Consider the following 25,457-nt stretch of genomic DNA (forward strand, 5'->3'; position numbering starts at 1 on the left):
CATCAACACAAAAGATTGGCAAGAGAGTAGCGCAGTCGCGATCAGGCTTCATGGTCCATACCCGGTTGCGTCTGCAACGGCAGGTGCAGGGTGATGCAAGTGCCGCGGCCGTCGATGCCGTCGGCGACACTGATCCGCCCGCCATGCGCACCGACCATGCCCTGACAGATCGCCAGCCCCAGACCGGTGCCCTGCCCGCCGCGATCACCACGGGCGGCGGTGTAGAACATGTCGAAAATCTTCGCCCGCTCGTCCTCGGGAATTCCCGGGCCTTCGTCGCTGACCGAGAAGAAAATTTCTTCGTCATTGGCGCCGGCACTCAATTGCAAACGCCCATGTGGCGGCGAGAAGCGTGCGGCGTTTTCCAGCACATTGACCAGCGCCTGCTCGATCAGCGCCGCGTGCACGAACAGCAGCGGCAACTCGGCCGGCACATCGGTGCTGACCTGCAACGGCGCGAGCACTGCACGCAGGCGATTGAGCGAGCTGCCGACGATGTCCGCCGGCGCCACCCAGTCGCGCGCGAGCTTCAATGCACCATGGCCGAGGCGGGTCATGTCCAGCAGGTTCTGAATGTAGCGATCGAGGCGTTCGGCCTCGTCGCGGGTGCCTTCGAGCAACTCGCGGCGATCCTCCAGCGGAATGGCTTCGCCGAGGGCCAGCAGGCTGTCGATGCTGCCGCGCATGGCGGTCAGCGGTGTGCGTAAATCATGCGACACCGAGGCCAGCAACGCGCTGCGCAATTGCTCGGTTTCGCCGTGCAGGCGCGCGGCTTCCAGATCGTCCGCCAGTTGCGCACGGGCCAGTGCCTGCGCCAGTGGCTGACTCAACGCGGTGAGCAGGCGTCGACGCTGTCCGCTCAAGGTCTGGCCTTCTTTGGCGCAGACCCCGAGCAGCGCCAGCGGCCCGTCCTCCACCGACAGCGGCCACCACCACCAGCGACCGAACGGCAGCGTGCCGGTGCCCATGCCGGCCGGTTGATCGTGTTGCCAGGCCCAGTCGGCGGCAGCACGTTCGGATTCGCTGAATTCCAGCGGCCCGCCGGTCTCGACTTTCCAGCCGCCCTGGCCGTCGCGGTTGAGCAGGCACAATTGCAGATCGCTCCAGCCGTTGAGGTGCTGCGCCGCAGCGCTGATCACTGCCTGACGATCCGTCGCGGCAGTGAGTTTGCGCGACAGGTCGAGCAGCTCCGTGGTCTCTTCCTGCGTGTCGCGCAGCGCCTGCAACTGCCGTCGCTGACGCGCAGCGAGATTACCGGTGAGCGCCGCCATCAGCAGGAAGAACAGCAAGGTCAAAACGTCTTCTTCGCGCTGGATGGCGAAGGAAAAATTCGGCGGAATGAACAGAAAATCGTAGGTCAGAAACGACAGCGCCGCGCAGGCCAGCGCCGGCCCCAGACTGCTGCGCACCGCCACCAGCAACACCGCCGCAAGAAACACCAGCGAGATGTTCGGCAGCGGCAAAATACTCGAAACCGCCCACGCCAGGGCACTGGCCAACACCGTGGCAACCAGCGCCAACAGATAGTCGAACCAGACCAGCGTCGGCGTCGCCCGCAGACGCGGCTGCGGGTGTTCATGGTCGTTATCGAGGACGTTGATTTCCAGGCCGTGGGCCTGGCGCAACAGACGCGCGGCGAGCCCACCACCGAACAGACGACGGCGCAGACTCGGCCGTGACTGGCCGACCAGCAGCAGACTCGCACGGCGTTCGGCGGCATGCTGGATCAGGGTTTTCGCCACTTCGCCGGCGCGCAACAACACCACTTCACCGCCGAGGCGTTCAGCCAGTTGCTGGGCGTTTTGCAGGCGCAGGCGCGATTGCTCGTCGCGCACCGTGCCGTTGTCGACATGCACCAGACTCCACGGTAAATGCCGACGCTGGGCCACGCGACTGGCGTGACGCACCAGGCGTTCGGCATGCGCATCGCCATCGACGCCGACCAGCAAACGCCCGCGCACCGCCGGAGCTGCCTGACCGAGTTGGCGATAGCCTTGAGCGAGATCGTTGTCGACCTGCGCGGCCGCCGTTTGCATCGCCAGTTCGCGCAACGCGGTGAGGTTGGTCTGGGTGAAAAACGCATCGATCGCCGCCCGCGCCTGTTCTGGCACGTAGACCTTGCCTTCGCGCAGACGCTCCAGCAATTCACGCGGCGGCAGGTCGATCAGCAGCAGTTCGTAGGCTTCCTGCAGCACCCAGTCCGGCAGGGTTTCGCGCACCTGCACACCGGTGATGCCGCGCACCTGATCGTTGAGACTTTCCAGGTGCTGGACGTTGACTGTGGTGTAGACGTCGATGCCGGCGGCGAGCAGTTCCTGAATATCCTGCCAGCGCTTGGCGTGGCGACTGCCGGGGGCGTTGGTGTGCGCCAGCTCATCCACCAGCACCAGCTTGGGTTTGGCCGCGAGCAGGCCGTCGAGGTCCATTTCTTCGAGCATCACGCCACGGTATTCCGAGCGTACCAACGGCTGCTGCGGCAAACCGCCGAGCAGCGCTTCGGTTTCTGCGCGGCCGTGGGTTTCGACGACGCCGGCGATGACTTTAACGCCCTGGCGCAATTGCGTGTGTGCGGCCTGGAGCATGGCGTAGGTTTTGCCGACGCCGGGAGCGGCACCGAGGAAAATCTTCAGCCGACCACGGCCGTCGCGGGGCAGGTCTGCTAACAGCGCGTCGGCGCGGCCGGAGTCGCTCATGCTTGATGTTCTCTCTTCCTGATAGTTATGCGGTGTTCTCTTGGCCCTCTTCGCGAGCAGGCTCGCTCCCACATTTGGAACGCGTATTCCTGTGGGAGCGAGCCTGCTCGCGAATGGCCGCGCCGCAGAATTACAGCTTTTCCAGCGCCATGTTCAATTCCAGCACATTCACCACCGGCGGCCCCACCAGCGGCTGTTCGATGTGCGCATCGAGCAGCTGCTGCAAGGTCGCCACCGGCAGGTTGCGCGCTTGCGCGACACGTGCCAGTTGATAGGCAATTGCCGCCGGTGGCAAGTGCGGATCGAGGCCGCTGCCGGAGGTGGTCAGCAGCGCCAAGGGCACTGGTCCCTGGCCGGGCACCTGCAACTTGTTGGCGTCGTCGATCACCCGCGTGGCCAGTGCCGGATTGCTTGGTGCGAGGTTGCTGGCACTGCTGGACACGGTCGCAAACGCGCCCGCCGAAGGACGTGGATGGAACCACGCATCACCGACGAAATCCTGGGCGATCAGCGACGAGCCGCGCACCTTGCCTTCGGCATCGTGCACCAGGCTGCCGTTGGCCTGTTCAGGGAAGGCGACTTGGGCGACGCCAGTCACCACCAGTGGATAGGCCACGCCGGTGGCCAGGGTCATCAGCACCAGCAGGCTCAGGGCCGGACGTATCATTGTGGACATTGCAAAATCCTCGAATTCAGAAAGCGGATACCGCGTTAATTCAGGTGGACCGAGTCGATTTCATCGCCAGCAGGCTGGCTCCCACAGGGGACCGCATTGCAACTGTGGGGGCGAGCCTGCTCGCGAAGGGATCACACCAGATGCAGCGTCGTCAGCAGCATGTCGATCGCCTTGATCCCCACGAACGGCACCAGAATCCCGCCCAGTCCGTAGATCAGCAGATTGCGTCGCAGCAATGCCGCGGCGCTCGCCGCCTGCACGCGCACGCCGCGCAATGCCAGTGGAATCAGCACCACGATGATCAGGGCGTTGAACACGATGGCCGAGAGGATCGCGCTCTGCGGACTGGTCAGGTGCATGATGTTCAGCACGCCCAGTTGCGGATAAATCGCGGCGAACAGCGCCGGCAGAATCGCGAAGTATTTGGCGACGTCGTTGGCGATGGAAAACGTCGTCAGCGCGCCACGGGTCACCAGCAACTCCTTGCCGATCTGCACCACGTCCAGCAGCTTGGTCGGGTCGCTGTCGAGGTCGACCATGTTCGCCGCTTCACGTGCCGCTTGCGTGCCGTCGTTCATCGCCATGCCGACGTCAGCCTGGGCCAGCGCCGGGGCGTCGTTGGCGCCGTCGCCGCACATGGCGACCAGACGGCCGTCGTTCTGCTCATGGCGGATACGCGCCAGTTTCTTCTCCGGGGTGGCTTCGGCGAGCACGTCATCGACGCCCGCTTCCGCCGCGATGGCCGCCGCGGTCAACGGGTTGTCACCGGTGACCATCACGGTGCGAATCCCCAGTTTGCGCAGCTCGGCAAAACGCTCGCGAATGCCTGGCTTCACCACGTCCTTGAGGTGGATCGCACCCAGCAGCTTGCCGTCGGCGCAGACCAGCAACGGCGTACCGCCGCTCTGGGCGATCTTGTCGATTTCCCGCGACAGCGCCGGGGCCAGATCGGAGCGTTGTTGACCGAGGAAGGCCAGCAGCGAATCCACGGCGCCCTTGCGGTAAACGCGGCCCTGATAGTCGACACCGGACAGGCGGGTTTCCGCGCTGAACGGTACGGCAGTCAAGGTATCCAGCGCCGGCTCGGTTTGCGGGTGCAGACCGCGCAGGTATTCGACGATGGACTTGCCTTCGGCGGTTTCGTCCGCCAGCGAGGCGAACAACGCACCTTCGGCCAACTCGCGACCACTCACGCCCGGCGCGGCATACACCGCGCTGCAACGACGGTTGCCGAAGGTGATGGTGCCGGTCTTGTCCAGCAGCAGCACGTGGACGTCACCGGCCGCTTCCACGGCGCGACCGGACTTGGCGATCACGTTCAGCCGTACCAGACGATCCATCCCGGCAATACCGATGGCCGACAACAGGCCTCCGATGGTGGTCGGAATCAGCGTGACCAGCAGCGCCACCAGAAACACCAGCGGCAGGTTGCCGTTGGCGAAGTGGGCGAACGGTTGCAGGGTCACCACCACCAGCAGGAAGATCAGGGTCAGGCCGATCAGCAGGATATCCAGCGCGACTTCGTTCGGGGTCTTCTGGCGTTTGGCGCCTTCGACCAGTGCGATCATGCGGTCGAGGGTCGACTCACCGGGGTTGGCGGTGATCTTCACCAGCAACCAGTCGGACACCAGGCGCGTGTTGCCGGTGACCGCCGAGCGATCGCCGCCGGACTCGCGAATCACCGGCGCCGATTCACCGGTAATCGCCGCTTCATTGACCGCCGCGATCCCTTCGATGACTTCGCCGTCACCGGGGATCATCTCTCCCGCTTCGACGCGCACCACATCACCTTTGCGCAGGTTGGCGGCAGGCACCACCTGAAAGCTGCCATTGGCCAGTTTGCGCCGCGCGCTGAGGCCTTCGCTGCCGGCCTTGAGGCTGTCGGCGCGGGCCTTGCCGCGACCTTCGGCCAAGGCCTCGGCGAAGTTGGCGAACAGCACCGTGAACCACAGCCACAGGGCAATCTGCGCGGCGACGAAAGTCGGCACGACGTTGTCCGGAATGAAGCACAGTACGGTGGTGAAAATCGCCGTCAGTTCGACCACCAGCATCACCGGCGAACGCACTAGCTGGCGCGGGTCGAGCTTGACGAAAGCTTGCACCAGCGCCGGACGCCACAGGGCCGAGATCGCGGTTTTCGCTTGTTCCGGCGCCTTGACGGCGGCGGGTTTGATTGCGGGCATATTCATCATTGACTCCTTAGAAGCCCATGCTCAGATGTTCGGCGATTGGGCCCAATGCGAGGGTCGGCAAGAACGTCAGGCCGCCCACCAGCAAAATGGTCACGGTCAGCAGCGTCACAAACAGAGGTCCGTGGGTCGGGAAGCTGTTCTGGCCAATCGGTGCGGTTTTCTTCATCGCCAGGCTGCCGGCCAGGGCCAGTACCGGCAGGATGTAACCGAAGCGACCGATCAACATGCCCAGACCGAGCATCAGGTTGTGGAACGGTGTGTTGGCGCTCAAGCCACCAAACGCCGAACCATTGTTCGCGCTGGCCGAGGTGTAGGCGTACAGCAACTGGCTGAAACCGTGCGGGCCGGGGTTGCTGATGGTCGCAGCGGGGCCAGGCAGAGCAGCGGCGACCGCGCCGAGTACCAGCACGCCCACCGGCATGACCAGCAAGGTCACCACCAGCAATTGCACTTCCCGCGCCTGCAGTTTCTTGCCGAGGTATTCCGGGGTGCGGCCAATCATCAGGCCAGCGAGGAACACTGCAATCAACACGTTGAGCAACATGCCGTAAAGCCCGGCACCGACGCCGCCGAAGATCACTTCGCCGACCATCATGTTGACCAGCGCGACCATGCCGCTGAGCGGGTTGAGGCTGTCGTGCATGCCGTTCACCGAACCGTTCGACGCCGCAGTCGTAGTCACCGACCACAGCACGGTGGCGGTGGTACCGAAGCGTGCTTCCTTGCCTTCCAGCGGCGCGGCCTGCTCCACAGCAACGTTGTTCAGCGCCGGGTTAGGCTGATATTCGGCCCACAGCGACGTCGCGCCGCCAATCAGGAACAATGCGAGCATGCAGGCGATGATCGCCCGGCTCTGACGCTGGTCTTTCACGTAATGACCGAAGGTGAACACCAACGCCACCGGGATCAGGATGATTGAAGCGACTTCGAACAGGTTGCTCCACGCGGTCGGGTTCTCGAACGGATGCGCCGAGTTGACACCGAAGAAGCCACCGCCGTTGGTACCCAGTTGCTTGATCGCAATCTGGCTGGCCGCCGGGCCGAGCGGGATCACTTGATCGACGCCCTGCATCGTCACTGCGTTCACATATTGCGCGAAGGTCTGCGGTACGCCCTGCCAGACGAGGTACAGCGCCAGCAGCAGGCACAGCGGCAGCAGGCCGTAGAGCGTGGCGCGAGTCATGTCGACCCAGAAGTTGCCCAGGGTCTTGGTCGACTTGCGACCGATGCCACGGCACAGCGCAACCAGCACCGCCAGACCGGTGGCAGCACTGACGAAGTTCTGCACGGTAAGGCCGACCATCTGACTCAGGTAGCTGAGGGTCGCTTCACCGCTGTAGGACTGCCAGTTGGTGTTGGTCATGAAACTGACCGCGGTGTTGAACGCCTGGGTCCATTCCTGGCCCGGCAGGTTTTGCGGGTTCAGCGGCAAGTAATCCTGAAACAACAGAATCGCGAACAGCAGCAGGAAACCCGCGAGATTGAACGCCAGCAAGGCCAGCGTGTACTTCTGCCAGCTCTGTTCAGCTTGCGGATCAACCCCGGCAATCCGATAGCAACCGCGCTCGACCGGGCCGAGAATCGGTGTCAGCCAGGTGCGCTGACCTTCCATCACCTTGTAGTAAAAGCGCCCGAGGAACGGCGCCGGCAGCAAGACCACCGCAAAAAACGCGAGGATCAGCCAATAGTCATAACTGTGCATAGCCGCTCCTAGTTCCGATCCGCGCGCAACAGCGCAACCAACAGATAAATGAACAGCCCGGCTGCCAACAGCAGGGACACCCCGTCCAGAACGCTCATGGAAGATCTCCGTGTTACGGCGTATTGCCGCGTGTGGAGGCATTGTCGGAAAGGAGGCTGTAAAGGAACGAGACCGAGGGGTGCAGCGAGGCATAAAGAAAGCGTAAAGAGTGGGTTTATGCTGGCGTTACAGCGAGGTTTTGCGCCGTATGGGCTGGCCTCTTCGCGAGCAGGCTCGCTCCCACATTTTGAAATGCATTCCCCTGTGGGAGCGAGCCTGCTCGCGAAGACGGCATAACTGCCAGCATCGCACCCAACTGGCGCACAAAAAACACTCATCCAGCCGCGAACATCCCCGATACGACAGCTTTCAGCGCTTTACGACCTGACTCACAGCAATGGCACGCCCACTGCAAACGCCCTCCCCCGAGCTTTCCAAACCGTTCAGGGAGCATGCGCATGAACACACAACTCAAACCCACGCTGGGCACCTTGCACCTGTGGGGCATCGCCGTCGGGCTGGTGATTTCCGGCGAGTACTTCGGCTGGAGTTACGGCTGGGGCGTGGCCGGCACACTGGGGTTTCTGGTGACCTCGTTCATGGTCGCCACGATGTACACCTGCTTCATCTTCAGCTTCACCGAACTGACCACCGCGATTCCTCATGCGGGCGGGCCGTTCGCCTATAGCCGCCGAGCCTTCGGTGAAAAAGGCGGACTGATTGCCGGACTGGCCACGCTGATCGAATTCGTCTTCGCCCCTCCGGCCATCGCCCTGGCGATTGGCGCCTATCTGAATGTGCAGTTTCCGGCGCTCGACCCGAAACACGCAGCAGTCGGCGCGTACATCGTGTTCATGACCCTGAACATCCTCGGGGTGAAACTGGCGGCAACGTTCGAACTGATCGTCTGCGTGCTGGCAGTGATCGAATTGCTGGTGTTCATGGGCGTGGTCGCGCCAGCGTTCAGCTTCAGCAGTTTTGCGTTGAACGGCTGGGCCGGCTCCGATGTGTTCGGGCCGCCAGCGATTGCCGGGATGTTCGCCGCGATTCCATTTGCGATCTGGTTTTTCCTCGCCATCGAAGGCGCGGCGATGGCTGCCGAAGAAGCCAAGGATCCGAAGCGCACGATCCCCAAGGCCTACATCAGCGGGATCCTGACCCTGGTGTTGCTGGCGATGGGCGTGATGTTCTTTGCGGGCGGCGTCGGTGACTGGCGCACCCTGGCGAACATCAACGACCCTCTGCCGCAAGCGATGAAGACCGTGGTCGGCGACAATTCCGGCTGGCTGCACATGCTGGTGTGGATCGGCCTGTTCGGTCTGGTGGCGAGCTTCCACGGGATCATCCTCGGCTACTCGCGGCAGTTCTTCGCCCTCGCCCGCGCCGGTTACCTGCCGGCGTCGCTGGCGAAACTCTCGCGCTTCCAGACCCCGCACCGGGCGATCATCGCCGGCGGCATCATCGGCATCGCCGCGATTTACAGCGACGGTCTGATCAACCTCGGCGGCATGACCCTTACCGCAGCGATGATCACCATGGCCGTGTTCGGCGCGATCGTGATGTACATCATGAGCATGCTCAGCCTGTTCAAACTGCGTAAATCCGAACCCAATCTCGAGCGGACTTTCCGTGCGCCGTGCTATCCGTTGATCCCGCTGATCGCGCTGGTGCTGGCGGTGGTGTGCCTGATCGCTATGGCTTGGTTCAATGCGCTGATCGGGCTGATCTTCCTTGGCTTCATGGCGGTCGGTTTCGGCTACTTCCTGCTGACCGGGCAACTGCGCGCTGACGCTCCGGCCGATGCCATGCTGACGGGGCGATAACGCATCATGTAGGAGCTGCCGAAGGCTGCGATCTTTTGATCCTGTTTTTGAAAAAGCAAAGTCAAAAGATCGCAGCCTTCGGCAGCTCCTACAGGGAATTAAGGTGCGGCTTGGATATCGGGCCTAGAATGGAACCACTGCGAAGTCATTTCGCTCATAAGTGGTATGCAGCATCGCTGGCGAACCCTCGCCCGCCAAGCTGCCATTAAGGAGAGCCGTTATGCCCTGGTATGCCTGGTTGATTCTGGTCGTTGCAATCGGCTCGATCGTTGGCGGATTGATGATGTTGCGCGACACCGCCAACAAGGTCGAACTGACCGATGAGGAACGCAAGCGCGTTGCGCAGCGCAACGCCGAAGCGGACATCAAGGACGCGCAGGATCGCTGAACGAAAAACCCCGCCGGATCAGGCGGGGTTTGTTTTTTGTGGAGCGTATCCCTTAAGGATCATGTTGGACTCAGCCGCACGCTTTTAAGAAGTAGAAGTACAGTCACCATTTCATTTACCTTGGTTAAGATGGTGGTCTTGTTGCGGAGAGTTCCACATGCGTTACTCGCAAGATCATAAAGCTCAAACCCATCAGCGGATCATCAAGGAAGCCTCGGCGCGATTTCGCAAAGACGGCATCGGTGCTACCGGCCTGCAACCTTTGATGAAAGCACTGGGGCTGACCCACGGCGGCTTTTATTCGCACTTCAAATCCAAGGACGAACTGGTCGAAAAAGCCTTGCAGGAGGCGAGCGCTCAAGTCGATGGCCTGTGCGCCGAGATCTTTGCTCAGGAACAGCCGCTGCAGGCATTTATCGACACTTATCTTTCCGAATGGCATCAGACCTCCCCGCACGAAGGCTGCCCGCTGCTGACCATTTCCTCAGAGCTGGGTCTGCGCGGCCAGCCGAGCCCGACCAGTGATGCGGTACTCAATGCCCGACTGAGTCAAATCGAAGGCACCCTCGAAAGCGACAACAGTGCCGACCGGGCCATTGTCATCATGTCGACGCTGGTCGGCGCGCTCTTGCTGTCACGCAGTGTCGCTGACGCCGAGCTTGCCCAGCGTATCCTCGACGTCACGCGCGACCACCTCAAGCAATCGCAGGACTAATCCTGCCAACGCTTGAACAGCACACTGGCGTTTACCCCGCCGAAACCGAAACCGTTGGACAGCGCATACTCGATCGGCATCGACCGTGCCTGACCATGAACGATGTCTACACCCGCACTCGCCGGATCGGGATTATCGAAGTTGAGCGTCGGCGGGACGACCTGATCGCGGATGGCCAACAAGGTGAAGATCGCTTCCAGTCCGCCGGCAGCGCCGAGCAAATGCCCGGTGGCGGATTTGGTCGAAGTCACGGCGATTTTATTCTCCGTACCGAACAGCGCCTTGATCGCTGCCAACTCACCAAGATCACCCACCGGCGTTGAAGTCGCATGCGCATTGAGATGCTGCACCTGCTCTGGCGCGACACCCGCCTGAGCCAACGCCAACTGCATCGCCCGTCGCGCACCGCTGCCATCTTCCGGTCCGGCAGTGAGGTGATAGGCGTCGGCAGTGGTGCCATAACCGACCAGCTCAGCCAACGGCTGCGCACCGCGTGCCAGCGCATGCTCCAGCGATTCGATCACCAGCAGCCCGGCCCCCTCGCCCATCACGAAACCATCGCGACCACTATCAAACGGTCGTGAGGCACGTTCGGGGGTGTCGTTGTAACCGCTGGACAACGCCCGCGCCGCGGCAAAACCGGCCAGGCTGACCCGATCGATGCAGGCTTCCGCTCCGCCGCAAACCGCGATGTCCGCTTCACCGGCACGAATCATCCGCGCAGCATCGCCAATCGCCTGCACCCCGGCAGCACAAGCAGTCACCGGTGCGCCGAGCGGGCCTTTCAAAGCGTGCTGGATCGACACATGTCCAGCCGCCAGATTGACCAGAAACGATGGGATGGTAAACGGCGACAGACGACGCGGGCCACGACTGTCGGTGGTGCGTACGGCGTCGGCTATTGCACCGAACCCGCCAACACCGGAGCCGATGATCGTGGCGGTACGCTCCTGCTCCTTGGCCTCGGACGGCTGCCATCCTGCTTGTAGCAGGGCCTGGCGTGCCGCTTCCATGGCGAACAGGATGAAGCGATCCATCTTTTTCTGTTCCTTGGGTGGCGTGGCAAGGTCCGGATCGAAACCGGCCTCGACGTCCTCCGCCGCCGTTGGCACCATCCCGGCGACCCGGGTCGGCAGATCTGCGCTCACCGCGTCCGGCAAATTGCGCAAACCCGAGCGCCCGGCGAGCAAGCGCTGCCAGACAACCTCGACTTCACTGCCCAAAGGCGAAACCAGGCCCATACCGGTGACTACAATTCGACGCTGACTCATACCGCAGTTACCTCTGATCAATTTTTGTAGCGTTGGGCCGCGGAGCTGCGCGACAGGTTCGGTGCCATGACATGCCGCGCGCGCACGAAGGCCTGCCATTCACCCTCATCCGGCAACGACGGGATGGTAATCAACTCGCCCTGATCCAGACCGGCCAGCGCCGCATCGACCATCTCGCCAGCTTCCATCACCATCTCCGCCGGAATACCGCTGGCATCGATGCCCGAGCGTTCCCAGATTTCAGTACGGGTAACCCCGGGCAGCACCGCTTGCACTTTCACGCCAGTACCTTCGAGCTCGGCGTTGAGCGATTGAGTCAGGCTCAACACGTAGGCTTTACTCGCGCTGTAGGTGGCATTGAAGCGCTCAGGAAACAGCGCCACCACCGAGGCGATGTTGATGATCGTGCCACGCCCGGCCTTGGCGAAACTGGCGGCGGCTGCCGAGGCCAGCAACGTTACGGCGGTGACGTTCAACTGGATCAGACGCTCCAGTTGCTCGGCATCGGAGTTGGCCAGCAGGCCATCGGCCGCCACCCCGGCGTTGTTCACCAACAGCATGATGCTTGAATCACTGCGCAGGCGTTGCTGGAGTTTGAGGACATCATCCTTTTGCGTCAGGTCGGCTTTGAGCACTTCGACCTGTACACCGTGCGCTTCGCGCAACTCGCCCGCGGCGCTTTCAAGACGCTGTTGATCCCGTGCCACCAACAACAAATCAAAACCACGCGCTGCCAGCCGCTGCGCGTAGATGGCACCGATACCGGACGATGCGCCAGTGACGACGGCCGTACCTTGAGACTGGACTGAACTCATGAGAGCGCTCCTGAAACCTATTGGGAGATGTGCCTCCAAGGCTCACTTGCCTGGAGGTGACGGAAATTATTATAGTCATAATCTAAAGACAATATGATACCTATAATTTTCAGCTCACCGACAAACGCGACGGCGCTCCCTCTGCCGCATCTCTGCCACCGGAAAGCAGAAAGGCCGGTCAATGACCGGCCCCTTGGCGTTGAATAATCAGCTTAGTTCACTTCCAGCTTGTCGCGGTTGCGATCGAGGATCGCCTTGCCGATGCCCTTCACTTCCAGCAACTCATCCACCGAGGCGAATGGCCCATTAGCATCACGATACGCAACAATCGCTTTGGCCTTTGTCTCGCCAACTCCGGCCAATTGTTTTTGCAGAGTGGCCGCGTCGGCACCGTTGAGATCGACCTTTTCACTCGACGGCAGTGTCACGTTATCGCTCACCATCGTTGCATTATCCGTGCTCGGGACGACAGCAGGTGCCGCGACTACAGCGATTGAAGCACTGGTGAGCAAAGCAAAAACCAGGGAGTAGAAAAAACCGTTACGCATAAATGACGCTCCATCATCGTTTGAGAAAGCAGCTTTTCCGAAGCTGCTCTCCAAACTTAGGCGATGGTTGGCGGGTGTCAAAAATGCGTCTATTACAGGATGTGAAACAATCAGGGTTCGAGGCGGCGCTGCTGGTAGATCCAGTCGACGATTTCGCCGTCCGGGGTGTAACCGCTGACGGTTTCGCGCAGGAGTTGGCGGACGCGGGCATAATCGTCCTGCTCGACAGCAGCCAGCAAATCCGTCAAACGAAGCTTGAGCAAGTCCCACGGCAAATGATCTTCGCTGGCACTCATGATCATCGGGTGCGGTGTGGCTGCCACGTTGTCACCGATCAGCAACTCTTCGTATAACTTCTCTCCCGGACGAAGCCCCGTAAAATCAATGGAGATGTCTCCTTGTGGATTACGCTCAGAGCGAATGCTCAATCCAGACAGGTGAATCATTTTTTCCGCCAATTCGACGATTTTTACCGGCTCGCCCATGTCCAGGACAAATACATCCCCGCCCTGCCCCATCGAGCCTGCCTGAATGACCAGTTGCGCAGCCTCGGGAATGGTCATGAAATAGCGGGTGATCCGGGGATGCGTGACTGTCAACGGTCCACCGGATTTGATTTGACTGTGAAACAACGGAATCACTGAGCCCGAGGAACCCAGAACATTACCAAACCGAACCATGGTAAAGCGGGTTTTATTGACGCGGGAAACGTTGGCCTTGTCACCAAACATCACCGGGGCAACCTCCCGGCTCAGCGCCTGGAGGATCAACTCGGCCAGACGTTTGGTGCTGCCCATGACATTCGTCGGCCGCACTGCCTTGTCTGTAGAAATCAGGACAAAATTCGAGACCCCAGACTGAAGCGCAGCCTGAGCTGTATTGAGAGTTCCGATTACGTTATTGAGGACACCCTCTGCAATGTTGTGCTCCACCATCGGCACATGCTTGTAAGCTGCCGCATGGTAGACGGTGTCGACTTTCCAGGTTTTCATCACATCAAGCAGCTTGTCCTGATGACGAATGGAGCCCAGGATCGGCAATAACCGCACGGAAACCGATTGCCGAGACCCACGCTGCTCCAACTCGGTCAAAATGCTGTAAAGGTTGAATTCGCTGTGTTCGAACAACAATAGCGCCGTCGGCTCCAGTGAGAAGATTTGTCGGCACAACTCCGAACCGATTGACCCACCGGCACCGGTCACCATTACTGTTTTACCTTTGATACAACGCTCTAGCAGGTCTGGCTGTGCTGGCACCGAATCGCGTCCAAGCAGATCGGCAATGTCTACTTCCTGAATATCTTCAACCTTTACTCGACCGCTAGCCAGATCCGTGAAATTGGGAACGCTGCGTATATGAAGGGGGAATACTTCGAGCAGATTCAGAATCTCCCTGCGTCGAGCACGCGTCGACGACGGAAGCGCGAGAAGGATCTCCTGCGCCCCGGTAGCGTCAATCATCTGCTGAATATGCTTGGGCTTGTAAACCTGCAGACCTGAAATTGAACGATCGGCAATACTGGAATCGTCATCTATGAACGCTACAGGGCGCATGGTTCGCCCCATGCGCAACGCGGCGACCAGTTGGTTACCCGCAACGCCGGCACCGTAAATAGCTACCTTCGTCAGACCATCATCCCGGGACGTAAAGGGTACGTGTTGGGCTGCTGTGAACCAGTCCCCCATAAAATATTGACGCATGCACAGGCGCAAACCACCAATGATGACAAGACTAAGCCACCAATAGTTGAAAACGATAGACCGAGGAACTACAGCCTCGTGGTTGCTATACCAATAAACCACCAGAGCCAGAAACAGCGAGGAGAGACTTACGGCCTTGATGATTGCGATGAGCGCATCGTTGCCGAAATATCGCATGACAGCGCGATACATGCCAAAACGGATAAAAAGCGGGATGGCGATGATCGGTGCGCAAGCGAAGAGCCAGAAATGAACTTTCAAAGGGTTGTACATGTCGTCTATGCCCAGACGAACGATGAACGCAAGCCAGAGCGCGCCCCACACAAGAACGACGTCGGTGGCGACCTGTATCAGGCGCTTCTTGCGCCGCGGTAGCCCCAACAAAAAAGATCGAATTTTATCCATTAGCATAATGGCTTAGTGCCCACTCCTTTCACCGAGATCAGCATTTCACATTGTAACCGTCTACCAGGAGTCCAGGTGAACTCAAATTGGTTACCGGCCCACCACGGCCGACGACGTTCGCTCACCAAATATCCAGCAACTCTGACAACTGAAATGTAACCTTTGATGCATAGAATGTCATATTTTGAGAGAAGTCAGGGCGAAAAAGACGGAAATGAAATTGAGACGCACAGGGACATCAGCTACACTTGAGGTCATTCGAAATGCTACTCAGAATAAATGTAAGCCCTCTAGAAAATATTAGTAATACATATTGTTTGCTTATCAAATAAATCAGTACTCGTAACCAATTTGTTGCAAAAGAGATATCATGATCAGAAATCTTACCTCACCGCCTCAAGTGGTAACATCTGAAAATCGAACAGCCCTTAAAGGGCAGAGGCCGGTCGTTATATGGCTGACAGGATTGAGTGGCGCAGGTAAATCAACCATTGCCAACGCCTTGGAACTTGCACTATTAAAAGCCGGACGACACACTTATCTTCTTGACGGAGATAACATCAGGCTAGGTCTATGTAATGATCTTGGATTCTCCGATCAAGACCGAGAAGAAAACATCCGAAGAATCTCAGAAGTTTCAAAACTATTTCTCGACGCTGGACTGATCGTGATAACAGCATTCATTTCTCCTTTCAGGCGTGACAGAGATCTGGCTCGCAATGTCATAGGCGATCGAAATTTCATTGAAGTCCATATCGATACACCTTTGACCGAGTGTGAGCGACGCGACCCGAAAGGTTTGTACGGAAAAGCAAGACAGGGATTGATCAAGAACTTCACTGGAATTGATTCAGCCTATGAAGCGCCTCTAGCGCCTAAAATAAGAATTAACACACTTGAAGAAGATCTCGAGAAATCTGTTCAGCGCATTCTTGCTGTCCTTCAAGAAAACCTGGAAGCATGAACACATTCGTCGTTGTTGGAGCAGGCTTTAGCGGAACCGTTGCTGCTATCGAGTTTTTGAATCGAGTACAACAAGAAGCTCAACTGCTCATCATCAACCGGTCTGGACTAATTGCTCGCGGGCTTGCTTATGGCACCAATAGCCCCCTGCACCTTTTAAATGTGCCAGCTGGCAATATGACCGCCCTTGCAGACGACCCAGATTCCTTCCTGAAATATTGCCTCGAGCGCAACATGGAAGTGACGGCAAGCTCGTTTGTTTCGCGGAAAGTGTATGGCGACTATCTCGAACACTTGCTAAATCAGGCGATTGAACGCTCATCTCCTCGCGTCAAAACAACTCAGATCGGTGCCGAAGTTGTCAAGTTGACCCCTAACGGTCAAGGGGCAACAATTGAATTAGACTCGGGAGAGATATTCAAAGCTGATCAAGTTACATTGGCTTTCGGACATTTTCCTCCAAGCAACCCGTCGGGCCTCGGGTCTGTTAGCGAAACACACTACTATCAGCAGGATCCCTGGGAGCAACGATCTGACTCAAAAATCCAGAAAGATCAGCCAATACTTTTGATCGGAGGCGGGCTCACGGCAATAGATGTCATCAGCAACCTGATGAAGTCAAAGCATACCGGCAAGGTCTATATGCTTTCGCGACGAGGCTTGTTACCGAAACCTCACCGTGTCGCGAGAGGTCAACATACGGATCACATGCAAACGCGTAACCGCCTTCTTGAGTCAAAGCCATCAATACTCGGCTATCTGAAAATCGTTCGAAACGCGATAAAAACCGGACTGAATGAACAGATTGACTGGCGAGATATCATTGCATCGATTCGTCCCGTGACAGCAGAGCTCTGGAGACGTCTTCCCGACACCGAACGCCGCCGATTCCTGCGCCACCTCCAAAGCTATTGGGACGTACATCGCCACAGGGTCGCGCCGGATACATTCCAGATATTTGAGGATGCACTGAATCGTGGCCAACTAATCCCCCTGGCCGGACGCATTGTCTCGATGAATGTAGTGAACGGCTCTGTCACTGCGGTGATAAAGGAGAGACGCAAGGCATCAAATAGATTACTGACAGTCAACCTGATTGTGAACTGCACCGGTCCGACTTCCAATCCAGAAAAGACGAAAAGCCCGCTTATCAAAGAGCTATTGAAGGAGGGATTAGTAGTTTCGGACAACTTGGGATTGGGTATTTGTGCAGATGAGCATTACTATCTGAAAAATGCTCAAGGGAAGCCTAATGATTGGCTAAGCTATGTCGGTCCTATGTTAAAAGCCGATCATTGGGAGCTTACTGCGGTTCCCGAATTGCGTGTAGCTGCACGCTCGGTAGCATTAAGTGTATGCCAGAAGTTTGAAAGTTAGCGCTCTGGCATTAGCACCTACGTAGGAACACAGAAAAAAGGGTGATCAGTCGATCACCCTTCCTATACCAGACGATTTTAGGCTTGAGCGCCGTCATCAATCCACTTGCAAAGGATGTGTACACCCTCTTCAACCATAATCTTTGGCGACCAGTTCAGAACATCTCTGGTCTCGTCAATGGTGCAAGAAGCGTGACGCACATCACCATGACGATACTTGCCATTGATGTGATGCTCAGGAGCTTTGTAGTAGCGAGAAATAATATCCGCCAACTGGGCTACGCTAGTCGCTTCGCCCGAACCTACGTCATAAGGCTTAGTGGTACCTTCAGAATGGATGGTCGCCGCAAAAATTGCATTGGCCACATCGTCGATAAAAACGAAGTCTCGAATAATTACGCCATCTTCATAAACCGGGATGCTCTTCCCTTCTTTCGCCATACGCGCGAACAGGGAAACAATACCGGTATAAGAGTTGATCAGCGACTGACCCGGGCCGTAAACGTTTTGCAGACGCAACATTACAGGCGTCACACCCAGGGCAAGACACCAAGAGCTGAGAATATGCTCTTGAGCAAGCTTGGTTGCACCATAAACGCTTGTTGGGTCAGGCGTTGTAGTATGAGAGTTAAATGGCAAAGCCTTGAGGCCAGGGAAATCCCATTCAGCACGCTCTAGCTGCTCGCGGGAACGCTGGCCCGGGTAAACGATTGCGCCGTTGGCATCTTTCCAAGCGCCCTCACCATAAACGGCACGGCTGGAAGTCAGAACGATGCGCTCAGGCAACGCTTCCGGATTGTTGCGCACAAGCGCATCCAGCATTTGGGTCGTACCGGTGACGTTGACATGAGCGTGGCGGCTCGCTTCCATCAACGATTGGCCGGTACCTGTTTCTGCTGCCAAATGAATAACAACATCGGGCGCAAACTCTTTCAAGACGCGATCCCAGTCCTCAGGACAGGTGACATCGCCCTTCACAAACTCAACACGCGAATCCAGTGCCGCCGGACGCTCTGCGCTTGGATGCACCTGAGGGTGGAGATTGTCGAAAGCAACAACTCGACTGAATTGCCCGGCCAACAAAGGAGACAAAGCACAGCCAATAAAGCCTGCGCCACCGGTAACTAGACATGTCTTGCTCATTAACCACTCCTGATCTTGATTCAAAAAATTACTTTGCGTCCTGCACAACCATGGAAACCTTGCCCAAGCTCACCTGAACAGAAGGATCCAGATTTTCAAAACTGACTTGAGCCCCATCAACCTCGGAGGTCAGACTCAAAAAAAGTTCATTATCTCCTTGTGCGTAGCGTTCGGCAAACTCCACCGGTCGCCCGTCCTTCACCCCTTTAATCTTGAGTACGCCTGAGGCTCTCGCCTTCAGGAAAACCCGCACAGTTCGCAACCCTTTCGACGAATCTGCCCACGTAAGAGCGAAGGGCCCCTTCAGATCCGAATTACCGCTCGTGATCAGGGCTGGGGATTCGTTCGCGACGTAGACGGGAGCGCCCTGGCTCACAGCAAGATCATAGTTATTAGCGGATAACCACAAATAACTCTCGCTCAAAACGTTATCGAGATGACGCTCAGTCATCACGTAGAGCACAACATCCGGTTTGTATTTTTCAATCAGAGCCGGAACATTGGGAGCGAGCGACTGATTGTCAATGTTATGCCGAACCTGAATCGTTTCATAAAAAGCCGCTTGCAAATATGGCGATAGCGAGTCACCCATCGAATCCCGCAATACCAACGCTCTCAAGCGTTTTTTCGCCGATTCATTACGGGTATTTCTTGGTAGATCCAATAGACCTGTGTGCGTACTGCCAGGCACGATCTGAGCTGAGCCGTCATCACCCACGATCGCAAATTCTGGCAAGGGAGAAGCCAGCTTGGGCATTGTCCAGGGATTGGGCTCCGGGAGGCTGATCATTGCCTTGAATTCACTACCGTAATCGGGATTGACGACGGCACCATCAGCTGGAGGAACGTACAGATCGTTAAACTTCGGATTGAGGGTGGCAAGTTTTTTGCTGATTTCCTTCCAGCCTACCCAAGCACCAAAATCCGTCCAATGACTATTGAATGGGGAATACGTATCTCCAATTGAGCGAGCCTGTTGCAGGCTTGGTCGCAAATCAATCAATGGCAGATGCTGCTGTGAACTGAGTAACTGATCGAATATGTGAGTGCCAATGCGCCCTTCCGACCACTGAGGGAGCTTATCCGGATAAATAGACCACTTGGCTGGCGCAACAACAAACAACATCGGTATATCGCGTTGAGCCAACCACCGCTCTTGCCCCCCAACTGTGCCGCTCCAAGCGTTCAGCTCAACTTCATTGTAGTGACGACGGCCGAGGGCTTGTGACATGTTCTTGTTGAAGAAGTCCCCAAGAAAAACCCAGCCATCACGTCCCACAACAGCAATAGCCTTGTCATTAGTTGTTCCAAGAGCGTAAAGAAAACTCGAATAGCCCTCGACGGCGTTGTTCCAAAGCGGTGTGGTTCTGCGAATTCCATCCCGCAGATTTGCCCACTCACCAGGATGCTTGATGACGGATTTTATCGCAGGAGCGAATTGGGGAGAAAACATCACCGCAATACCGGGCACGCACAGGGCGAGCATGAACAACCCAATGATGACCCGTGGCTTAAATACTGATCTCATATATTAAAACCGGAAGTAGAGAAAAGGGCTGTATGCGCCGGAAAGAACTTTCATGCTTGCAAGCAGGAAGAGTGAACCGAGTCCAAATACGCCAACAGCAACTCGTTGACTGGATGATAGACGATCACACAGCCACTTATAAACTGGGAAGCTGAGGATTGCTCCCACCACCAAGGCCAACAACAATCCGTTGCTCATATACTCGGCGACAACGTAATTTTCCGGGCCGCTGCGAAGGTTCAACATCAAGGCACTCATGTGGAACGCATGCTCGAATGTTTCAGAGCGGAACAGTACCCAACCGAAAACCACCACTGCAAGGGTATATAACCAACGCAGCACGAACGGTATGCCGCGACTCTCCATATTGGTGAAGCGCTCTATAACAAGGAAAAGACCATGCCATAGGCCCCAAGCGACGAATGTCCAAGAAGCGCCGTGCCATAACCCTGTCAGAATGAAAACCGCCATGAGGTTAACGTAAGTTCGAGCGGCGCCAACTCGGTTACCACCCAAAGGTACATATACGTAATCACGAAACCACCCGGACAAGGTCATATGCCAGCGGCGCCAGAAGTCGCGAATAGATGCCGCCTTATAAGGGTAGTTGAAGTTTTCCGGAAAACGGAACCCCATCATCAGACCTAATCCGATAGCCATATCAGAGTATGCGGAAAAGTCGAAGTATATTTGCAACGTATAACTGGCAGCACCCAACCAGGCCGTTCCGAAATTCAGTTCGGACGAGGGCAGTGCGAAAATGGCGTCAGCAGTGATTGCAAAGGTATCAGCCAACAACACTTTTTTTGCAAAGCCGATAACAAATCGGGTAATCCCCTCAACGACCATATCGGGATTGACAGATCGATCCGGAAGCTCTGCTGCGATATCACGGTAACGGACAATAGGACCGGCAATAAGTTGTGGAAACAACGACTTGAATGTACCGAAAATCAATAGACTTTTGGTTGCTTGAATGGTGCCACGGTACACATCGACCAGATAGCTGATACCTTGAAAAACAAAAAAACTGATACCTAGAGGCAAAAGAACCGATATAACCGGAACCGCCGACGGGTGACCAAATTTCTCAGCAATGATATTGATGTTCTGCGTAATAAAACCAATGTACTTAAAATAACCTAGCACCGACAAGTTGAAAAAAAGACCAAGAATAAGAAAAATCCTGGCAGTTTTAGTTGCCCCTTCATCGCTGCCCGACTGTCGATATATAGCAATCAAGTAACCGAACGCGTAGTTGCCGACAATGGCAGCCAAGAGAATCCAGACCCCTTTTGCGTCCCCGAGGTAGTAAAAAAACAGACTTGCAACCAGAATCAGAATATTTCTGAGTCGATGCCCAACTAGCTTGTAAGCTATTAAAAAGGCGGGCAAAAACAGAAAAATGAATAGGTAAGAACTAAAAACCATAATCTACTTTCCAGTTGGTAACGATGGCACTGTTGCCTACGCAAGAGAATGGCGAGATCGACATCCTCTCGGCATTATTATTTTTTCAACACCCAACGGTAGCCACTACGTAGAAGTGGTGCAAGCCGTGGAAATCTGAACATTATAGAACGCTTCAAAGAAACTATTACTCCCCCTGCGAAGCGTGCCGTTCTGGCGATTTGCATCTGTTCACGCAGGTCTCCCGAAGGAAAACAACTAGATAGCGCCTGCACCTTATACTCCAGCTTGACATAGTTCTTCGACGCCTGCGCGGGTGTCATTATGCACCGACTTATAAAACCAGCATCTTGAGCACAATACGTAACTAGCCGCTCAAGCACATGGGGAAGGTCTCCATCTCCATAGTGCTCTTCATCAAAGTCACTCCATTTCCACTCATGCTCAAACAGCTTTTTCAGCGCTTCCGGTTTAAACCAATACATCGAGCCATACGTTGCGATGGGAGTCTCTACGTCTAGAGGGACGTTCAAGCCAATTTTTCTTGCAACGTCTACAGCTCGCTCTCTATTGAGAAACCATCCGTGCCCTAGGGTGGGATAGCCAATATGCACTGCAGGCGGCATTGCAACCCCCACCCACGGCTCGGCTTCAAACATCTCAAGCACATTGGTTACATATTCATTACTGGAAAGAAGGTTCTCGAACAAGTGGCGCTTGAACATCGACGCTTTCGCCCAGCCATCTTGCGGTGACTTCTTGCTGTGAAGCCTGCAAATATAATCAAATCCGCCTTGGAGCACGACATCGCGGCAAGTAATAAATAATGCAGATGTATCTCTGCCAAAATTGGAAGCGCAAACCAATACCGAAAAATCACACACACTCAAATCGCTGAGAGCATTGATGATTTGCGTTTGCTTTTCTTCGGAGTCAGTAGTGACAAATAACGCACAGCTCAACGGAACATTTTTTATCAAATCCATTATCTCATCCAGCATATCGACATAATAAATATGCGCGATGACTGCAACCCTCTTCTGGGGGAGCCGAGGAGAAATGGAATTAGCATGAGAGTCTGAAAGAATACTCAATTGCTCGAGATTTGTATAAAGCGTACGCAACGGCGTGGTACGAATCAGGTTTTTCCAGATCAACGCTTCGTCATAATCTGACCTCTCTCGTACATAATCCAATGCACGTTTGACATCAATTGCCTGGGATTCGAGAAAAGCGGGATCGTGAAAAAAAGGCCGTCGCTTTAAAATCGGCGAACGTCGTTCAATGGTTAAATCAATTTCGGAGAAAACCGGATGATCGGTATTGTAAGTCGCAGGTTCTAAATAAACAGCACATTGAAAACCCAACTCTTTGAAATGCTGGGTAAAACGCCCCTCATGCTTTAAAATAGAATCCTCATAAGACTTGATCATTGGCATATCATGCCAATACTTATAAAAACTATCAGAGCAAAGCATCTCATTTCGCACAGCGATGAAGTGCGATTGAATGTGAAACGGCAAAATGCCTTTACCAGTAAATGGATTTGGCGAAATCTGATTATGAGCAGACACCCCCCAAAAATCCACTTTTGCTTCACTCATCGAATCAAACAGCTCCGAAAAAGGAAAAACCGGAGCGTAGAAGGTATAGTTTAAAAACAGCGCCTCGTCGTACTGACGGAGCTCCTCCCAACCAAACTTCTCTATCGCCTCTTTATAAGCCCAAACATCGAAACCGATATTTTTCCGGCAGTAAACAGTATCGACTAATTGCTCAACCTTCTCGAGACAACCTGAAGCAATTTCAGAGTTAGAAACGAAAAATATGGTATCGACGTGCGCACGAAGCTTACGAAGCTTATAGACTATGTAGTCATCCACAACTCCGTCATTATCATAAAAAAGATAAAAAGCAACTCTACGCATATTCAATCTGATTCCGTTAAGCTCTCAAACAAACCGTATGTACCCTACACTCAAAAGCACATGCGTAGACTTATGATAATGGCGAACCGTTAGATTCGCCATTATCATTGCTGCTTACTTACCTCTGAACAACGATACGAGTCGATTCAATACTCGTCGTTGAACGGACAGCTTCGCTCGATCCACCCAGCGCAGGCGGGTCAAAACATCCGAATCGCCCATGAAAGAGTTCAATTTGTCATTCAAGAGGCGAGCCTGATCCAAAGCTCCCATCTTTTCACGAAACGTGCCACCTGGCAAGAATGTTACCAGTTTCTCATGCAGCTCTCTCGCTTGATCCAACCACTCGGCAGGCGGCACATAAGTATTGTTCGCTGAGGCATAGTGGTCTACGCGATTACAAATATCCTTGGCTTTATCCAACCATTGGATTTGATACTGTATATTTCCGTTAGGCAACATAGAACCAAGACGTTGAAGCTTGTATTCCAACTTGGTGTAATTGATTGATGCCTGATATGTGTTAATGACACATCTCATGTGATAACCATCACTCATCACCGAATAACCTAACAAGCGCTCTAGTACGTGAGCCAAACCGCCGTCCATATGATTCGGCTCAGGAGCAAAGTCGGACCATTTGAATGGATAGGTTGAAATTTTCTTGATAGCCTCTGGCCGGAACCAAAACATCGTTCCATATGGCGCCACTGGTGTTGAGTCATCAAATGCGGTGGTAATGCCTAACTTTTTCGCCCACTCCGTCGCGGGTTTGCGGTTCTCGAACCAGGCATGTCCCAATGTAGGGTAGGCAATATGAACAACGGGAGGAAAAACCATTCCCAAATTTTCATTTTTTTCAAACAACCCAATAACGCGCTTTACATATCCAGGACTGTGCAAGAGGTTGTCGAACATGTGCTGCTTGAACAGCAACGCCATATTATGACCATTTTGCGGGGATTTTTTTGAATGAACCCGGCACAGATAATCATATTTACCTGACAAAAGAACATCACGAAGCGACATGAACAGGGACCCCATGTCCCTCCCACGATTTTCCTCCGTAACACGCACCTCAAATTTATTCACATCATATTTTAGCAGCGCAAGCTCGATATTTTTTTTCTTCTGCTCATCACTAGTAGTGATATAAAGATCATAGGCATATGGAATATTAGTAATATACGACATAGCCTCTTCAAGCATGTCATCATAATACAAGTGAGCCAGTACCGCGATACGGCGCGGCTTACTATTCAGCTCTTCAAAATCTTCACCTGGAAGAACCTCGAGCAAATCCATATTGGTATGAAGCGTTCGCGGCTGAGTACTGCGGACAACATTCTTCCAAATAAGAGAAGTGTCGTAATCACTGTCCTCTTCTATTCTTTTCATTACCCCTTTCAGGGTCATTGCGTTTTGTTCTAGAAATATTGGATCGTGAAAAAACGGGCGTCGTTTTAAAATCGGGCTGCGATTCTCAAACATCAACTCAATACTCTGGAACGCGGAGTATTCAGTTGGATAATCTTCTACAGGAAATGTAACCTCAAAGCTGAATCCGCAATCACTAAAATGTTTAGTAAAGCGAGACTCATGTTGAAGAATAGAGTCCACATAGGAGTTGATCATTGGCATCTCACGCCAATACTGCTTGAACTCCGGAGATGTGAACATTTTCTTACGCACGGCAATCCAGTGCGAGTTTAAATGAAGTGGAAGTTCATCACGACCAGTGAATGGGTTGGGCACCATCGCCTTATGCGCGGTAATACCCCAAAAATCACACTCCATCGCGTCCATTTTTTCAAACGTCTCAGAAAACGGAAAAATCGGACCAAAGAACGTGTAATTCATCAGAATCAGTTCATCATATTCCTCTAGCTTATCGAGACCAAAAGTCTCCATAGCTTCTTTATATCCCCAAACATCAAAACCGATATTTTCACGGACATAAACGACATCAACAACATCTTCAAGCTTTTTTCTCGACTCAACTGTCAGCGCAGAATTTGACACGACAAAAATTGTATCAATACTGTCCTTCAGCGATTTCAATTTATGAGTAACATAGTCATCGACCTGACCCTGCTCATCATAGAAAAGATAAAATAGTACGCGCTTCATATAACCACCAAT

Annotated in this window: 19 protein-coding genes; 5 read left to right on the forward strand and 14 right to left on the reverse strand. The window is 55.0% G+C overall.

Translation table 11 applies throughout. From position 1 onward, the window contains the following. Nucleotides 1–41: 41 nt before the first annotated feature. The 5 genes from ACM6HV_RS23525 to kdpF all read right to left on the reverse strand — a co-directional run bounded on the left by ACM6HV_RS23525 (nt 42) and on the right by kdpF (nt 7,361). Entirely contained in the window at nt 42–2,693 is a 2,652-nt protein-coding gene (locus ACM6HV_RS23525; RefSeq protein ID WP_145594132.1) for a sensor histidine kinase, read from the reverse strand. Between the two features lie 130 nt (nt 2,694–2,823). Beyond that, complete coding sequence (kdpC, locus tag ACM6HV_RS23530) at nt 2,824–3,369, reverse strand: potassium-transporting ATPase subunit KdpC (protein ID WP_414905413.1); 546 nt, start codon at nt 3,367–3,369, stop codon at nt 2,824–2,826. Between the two features lie 131 nt (nt 3,370–3,500). Next, entirely contained in the window at nt 3,501–5,558 is a 2,058-nt protein-coding gene (gene kdpB, locus ACM6HV_RS23535) for a potassium-transporting ATPase subunit KdpB (protein WP_414905414.1), read from the reverse strand. A gap of 10 nt (nt 5,559–5,568) precedes the next feature. Beyond that, nucleotides 5,569–7,263, reverse strand: a complete 1,695-nt coding sequence (gene kdpA / locus ACM6HV_RS23540) for a potassium-transporting ATPase subunit KdpA (RefSeq protein ID WP_414905415.1) — start codon at nt 7,261–7,263, stop codon at nt 5,569–5,571. An 8-nt stretch (nt 7,264–7,271) separates the two neighbouring features. Next, a complete protein-coding gene (kdpF, locus tag ACM6HV_RS23545) occupies nt 7,272–7,361 on the reverse strand; it encodes a K(+)-transporting ATPase subunit F (protein ID WP_007963673.1) in 90 nt (29 codons plus the stop codon). Between the two features lie 399 nt (nt 7,362–7,760). Between kdpF and eat the strand changes: the two genes are divergently transcribed. The 3 genes from eat to ACM6HV_RS23560 all read left to right on the forward strand — a co-directional run bounded on the left by eat (nt 7,761) and on the right by ACM6HV_RS23560 (nt 10,228). After that, nucleotides 7,761–9,125, forward strand: a complete 1,365-nt coding sequence (gene eat, locus ACM6HV_RS23550; protein WP_007963671.1) for an ethanolamine permease — start codon at nt 7,761–7,763, stop codon at nt 9,123–9,125. Between the two features lie 220 nt (nt 9,126–9,345). Continuing rightward, nucleotides 9,346–9,513 (forward strand): DUF2897 family protein, encoded by a 168-nt coding sequence (locus ACM6HV_RS23555; protein WP_003226857.1) that lies wholly within the window; start codon nt 9,346–9,348, stop codon nt 9,511–9,513. A gap of 157 nt (nt 9,514–9,670) precedes the next feature. Beyond that, nucleotides 9,671–10,228: a TetR/AcrR family transcriptional regulator gene (locus ACM6HV_RS23560; RefSeq protein ID WP_414905416.1), complete on the forward strand. Its 558-nt coding sequence runs from the start codon at nt 9,671–9,673 to the stop codon at nt 10,226–10,228. Here ACM6HV_RS23560 and fabF read toward each other — a convergent pair. From fabF to ACM6HV_RS23580, 4 genes are all read right to left on the reverse strand, one after another. Next, complete coding sequence (fabF, locus tag ACM6HV_RS23565) at nt 10,225–11,499, reverse strand: beta-ketoacyl-ACP synthase II (protein WP_414905417.1); 1,275 nt, start codon at nt 11,497–11,499, stop codon at nt 10,225–10,227. The two genes, ACM6HV_RS23560 and fabF, sit on opposite strands and share 4 nt — an antisense overlap. Before the next feature lie 17 nt (nt 11,500–11,516). Then, entirely contained in the window at nt 11,517–12,314 is a 798-nt protein-coding gene (locus ACM6HV_RS23570) for an SDR family NAD(P)-dependent oxidoreductase (RefSeq protein WP_414905418.1), read from the reverse strand. A 212-nt stretch (nt 12,315–12,526) separates the two neighbouring features. After that, on the reverse strand, nt 12,527–12,862 hold the full coding sequence (locus tag ACM6HV_RS23575) for a ComEA family DNA-binding protein (protein ID WP_086794142.1): 336 nt from the start codon (nt 12,860–12,862) through the stop codon (nt 12,527–12,529). 110 nt (nt 12,863–12,972) lie between these two features. Further along, on the reverse strand, nt 12,973–14,967 hold the full coding sequence (locus tag ACM6HV_RS23580; RefSeq protein WP_145594146.1) for a nucleoside-diphosphate sugar epimerase/dehydratase: 1,995 nt from the start codon (nt 14,965–14,967) through the stop codon (nt 12,973–12,975). Nucleotides 14,968–15,337: 370 nt separating this feature from the next. Between ACM6HV_RS23580 and cysC the strand changes: the two genes are divergently transcribed. Together cysC and ACM6HV_RS23590 are read left to right on the forward strand one after the other, a co-directional pair. Further along, nucleotides 15,338–15,931, forward strand: a complete 594-nt coding sequence (gene cysC / locus ACM6HV_RS23585; RefSeq protein ID WP_145594148.1) for an adenylyl-sulfate kinase — start codon at nt 15,338–15,340, stop codon at nt 15,929–15,931. Further along, a complete protein-coding gene (locus ACM6HV_RS23590) occupies nt 15,928–17,307 on the forward strand; it encodes an FAD/NAD(P)-binding protein (protein ID WP_145594150.1) in 1,380 nt (459 codons plus the stop codon). Before cysC ends, ACM6HV_RS23590 begins: the two co-directional genes overlap by 4 nt. Before the next feature lie 77 nt (nt 17,308–17,384). Here the strand turns inward: ACM6HV_RS23590 and ACM6HV_RS23595 are convergent, their stop codons facing one another. The 5 genes from ACM6HV_RS23595 to ACM6HV_RS23615 form a co-directional block, all read right to left on the reverse strand. Next, nucleotides 17,385–18,449, reverse strand: coding sequence for an NAD-dependent epimerase/dehydratase family protein (locus ACM6HV_RS23595; RefSeq protein WP_414905419.1), 1,065 nt, complete (start codon nt 18,447–18,449; stop codon nt 17,385–17,387). 28 nt (nt 18,450–18,477) lie between these two features. Beyond that, entirely contained in the window at nt 18,478–19,977 is a 1,500-nt protein-coding gene (locus ACM6HV_RS23600; protein ID WP_414905420.1) for an alginate O-acetyltransferase AlgX-related protein, read from the reverse strand. 3 nt (nt 19,978–19,980) lie between these two features. Next, nucleotides 19,981–21,408, reverse strand: coding sequence for an MBOAT family O-acyltransferase (locus ACM6HV_RS23605; RefSeq protein ID WP_414905421.1), 1,428 nt, complete (start codon nt 21,406–21,408; stop codon nt 19,981–19,983). Between the two features lie 77 nt (nt 21,409–21,485). After that, nucleotides 21,486–23,315, reverse strand: coding sequence for a rhamnan synthesis F family protein (locus ACM6HV_RS23610; RefSeq protein ID WP_414905494.1), 1,830 nt, complete (start codon nt 23,313–23,315; stop codon nt 21,486–21,488). A gap of 114 nt (nt 23,316–23,429) precedes the next feature. Continuing rightward, nucleotides 23,430–25,445: a rhamnan synthesis F family protein gene (locus ACM6HV_RS23615; protein ID WP_145594160.1), complete on the reverse strand. Its 2,016-nt coding sequence runs from the start codon at nt 25,443–25,445 to the stop codon at nt 23,430–23,432. Nucleotides 25,446–25,457: the final 12 nt, after the last annotated feature.

The sequence above is a fragment of the Pseudomonas sp. IT-P260 genome (assembly GCF_949768395.1).
Taxonomy (GTDB): Bacteria; Pseudomonadota; Gammaproteobacteria; order Pseudomonadales; family Pseudomonadaceae; genus Aquipseudomonas; species Aquipseudomonas parakoreensis.

Coding starts and splice junctions, on each gene's coding strand:
- ACM6HV_RS23525 (WP_145594132.1), bottom strand. CDS start 2,693: ATGAGCGACTCCGGCCGCGCCGACGCGCTGTTAGCAGACCTGCCCCGC.
- kdpC (WP_414905413.1), bottom strand. CDS start 3,369: ATGTCCACAATGATACGTCCGGCCCTGAGCCTGCTGGTGCTGATGACC.
- kdpB (WP_414905414.1), bottom strand. CDS start 5,558: ATGAATATGCCCGCAATCAAACCCGCCGCCGTCAAGGCGCCGGAACAA.
- kdpA (WP_414905415.1), bottom strand. CDS start 7,263: ATGCACAGTTATGACTATTGGCTGATCCTCGCGTTTTTTGCGGTGGTC.
- kdpF (WP_007963673.1), bottom strand. CDS start 7,361: ATGAGCGTTCTGGACGGGGTGTCCCTGCTGTTGGCAGCCGGGCTGTTC.
- eat (WP_007963671.1), top strand. CDS start 7,761: ATGAACACACAACTCAAACCCACGCTGGGCACCTTGCACCTGTGGGGC.
- ACM6HV_RS23555 (WP_003226857.1), top strand. CDS start 9,346: ATGCCCTGGTATGCCTGGTTGATTCTGGTCGTTGCAATCGGCTCGATC.
- ACM6HV_RS23560 (WP_414905416.1), top strand. CDS start 9,671: ATGCGTTACTCGCAAGATCATAAAGCTCAAACCCATCAGCGGATCATC.
- fabF (WP_414905417.1), bottom strand. CDS start 11,499: ATGAGTCAGCGTCGAATTGTAGTCACCGGTATGGGCCTGGTTTCGCCT.
- ACM6HV_RS23570 (WP_414905418.1), bottom strand. CDS start 12,314: ATGAGTTCAGTCCAGTCTCAAGGTACGGCCGTCGTCACTGGCGCATCG.
- ACM6HV_RS23575 (WP_086794142.1), bottom strand. CDS start 12,862: ATGCGTAACGGTTTTTTCTACTCCCTGGTTTTTGCTTTGCTCACCAGT.
- ACM6HV_RS23580 (WP_145594146.1), bottom strand. CDS start 14,967: ATGGATAAAATTCGATCTTTTTTGTTGGGGCTACCGCGGCGCAAGAAG.
- cysC (WP_145594148.1), top strand. CDS start 15,338: ATGATCAGAAATCTTACCTCACCGCCTCAAGTGGTAACATCTGAAAAT.
- ACM6HV_RS23590 (WP_145594150.1), top strand. CDS start 15,928: ATGAACACATTCGTCGTTGTTGGAGCAGGCTTTAGCGGAACCGTTGCT.
- ACM6HV_RS23595 (WP_414905419.1), bottom strand. CDS start 18,449: ATGAGCAAGACATGTCTAGTTACCGGTGGCGCAGGCTTTATTGGCTGT.
- ACM6HV_RS23600 (WP_414905420.1), bottom strand. CDS start 19,977: ATGAGATCAGTATTTAAGCCACGGGTCATCATTGGGTTGTTCATGCTC.
- ACM6HV_RS23605 (WP_414905421.1), bottom strand. CDS start 21,408: ATGGTTTTTAGTTCTTACCTATTCATTTTTCTGTTTTTGCCCGCCTTT.
- ACM6HV_RS23610 (WP_414905494.1), bottom strand. CDS start 23,315: ATGCGTAGAGTTGCTTTTTATCTTTTTTATGATAATGACGGAGTTGTG.
- ACM6HV_RS23615 (WP_145594160.1), bottom strand. CDS start 25,445: ATGAAGCGCGTACTATTTTATCTTTTCTATGATGAGCAGGGTCAGGTC.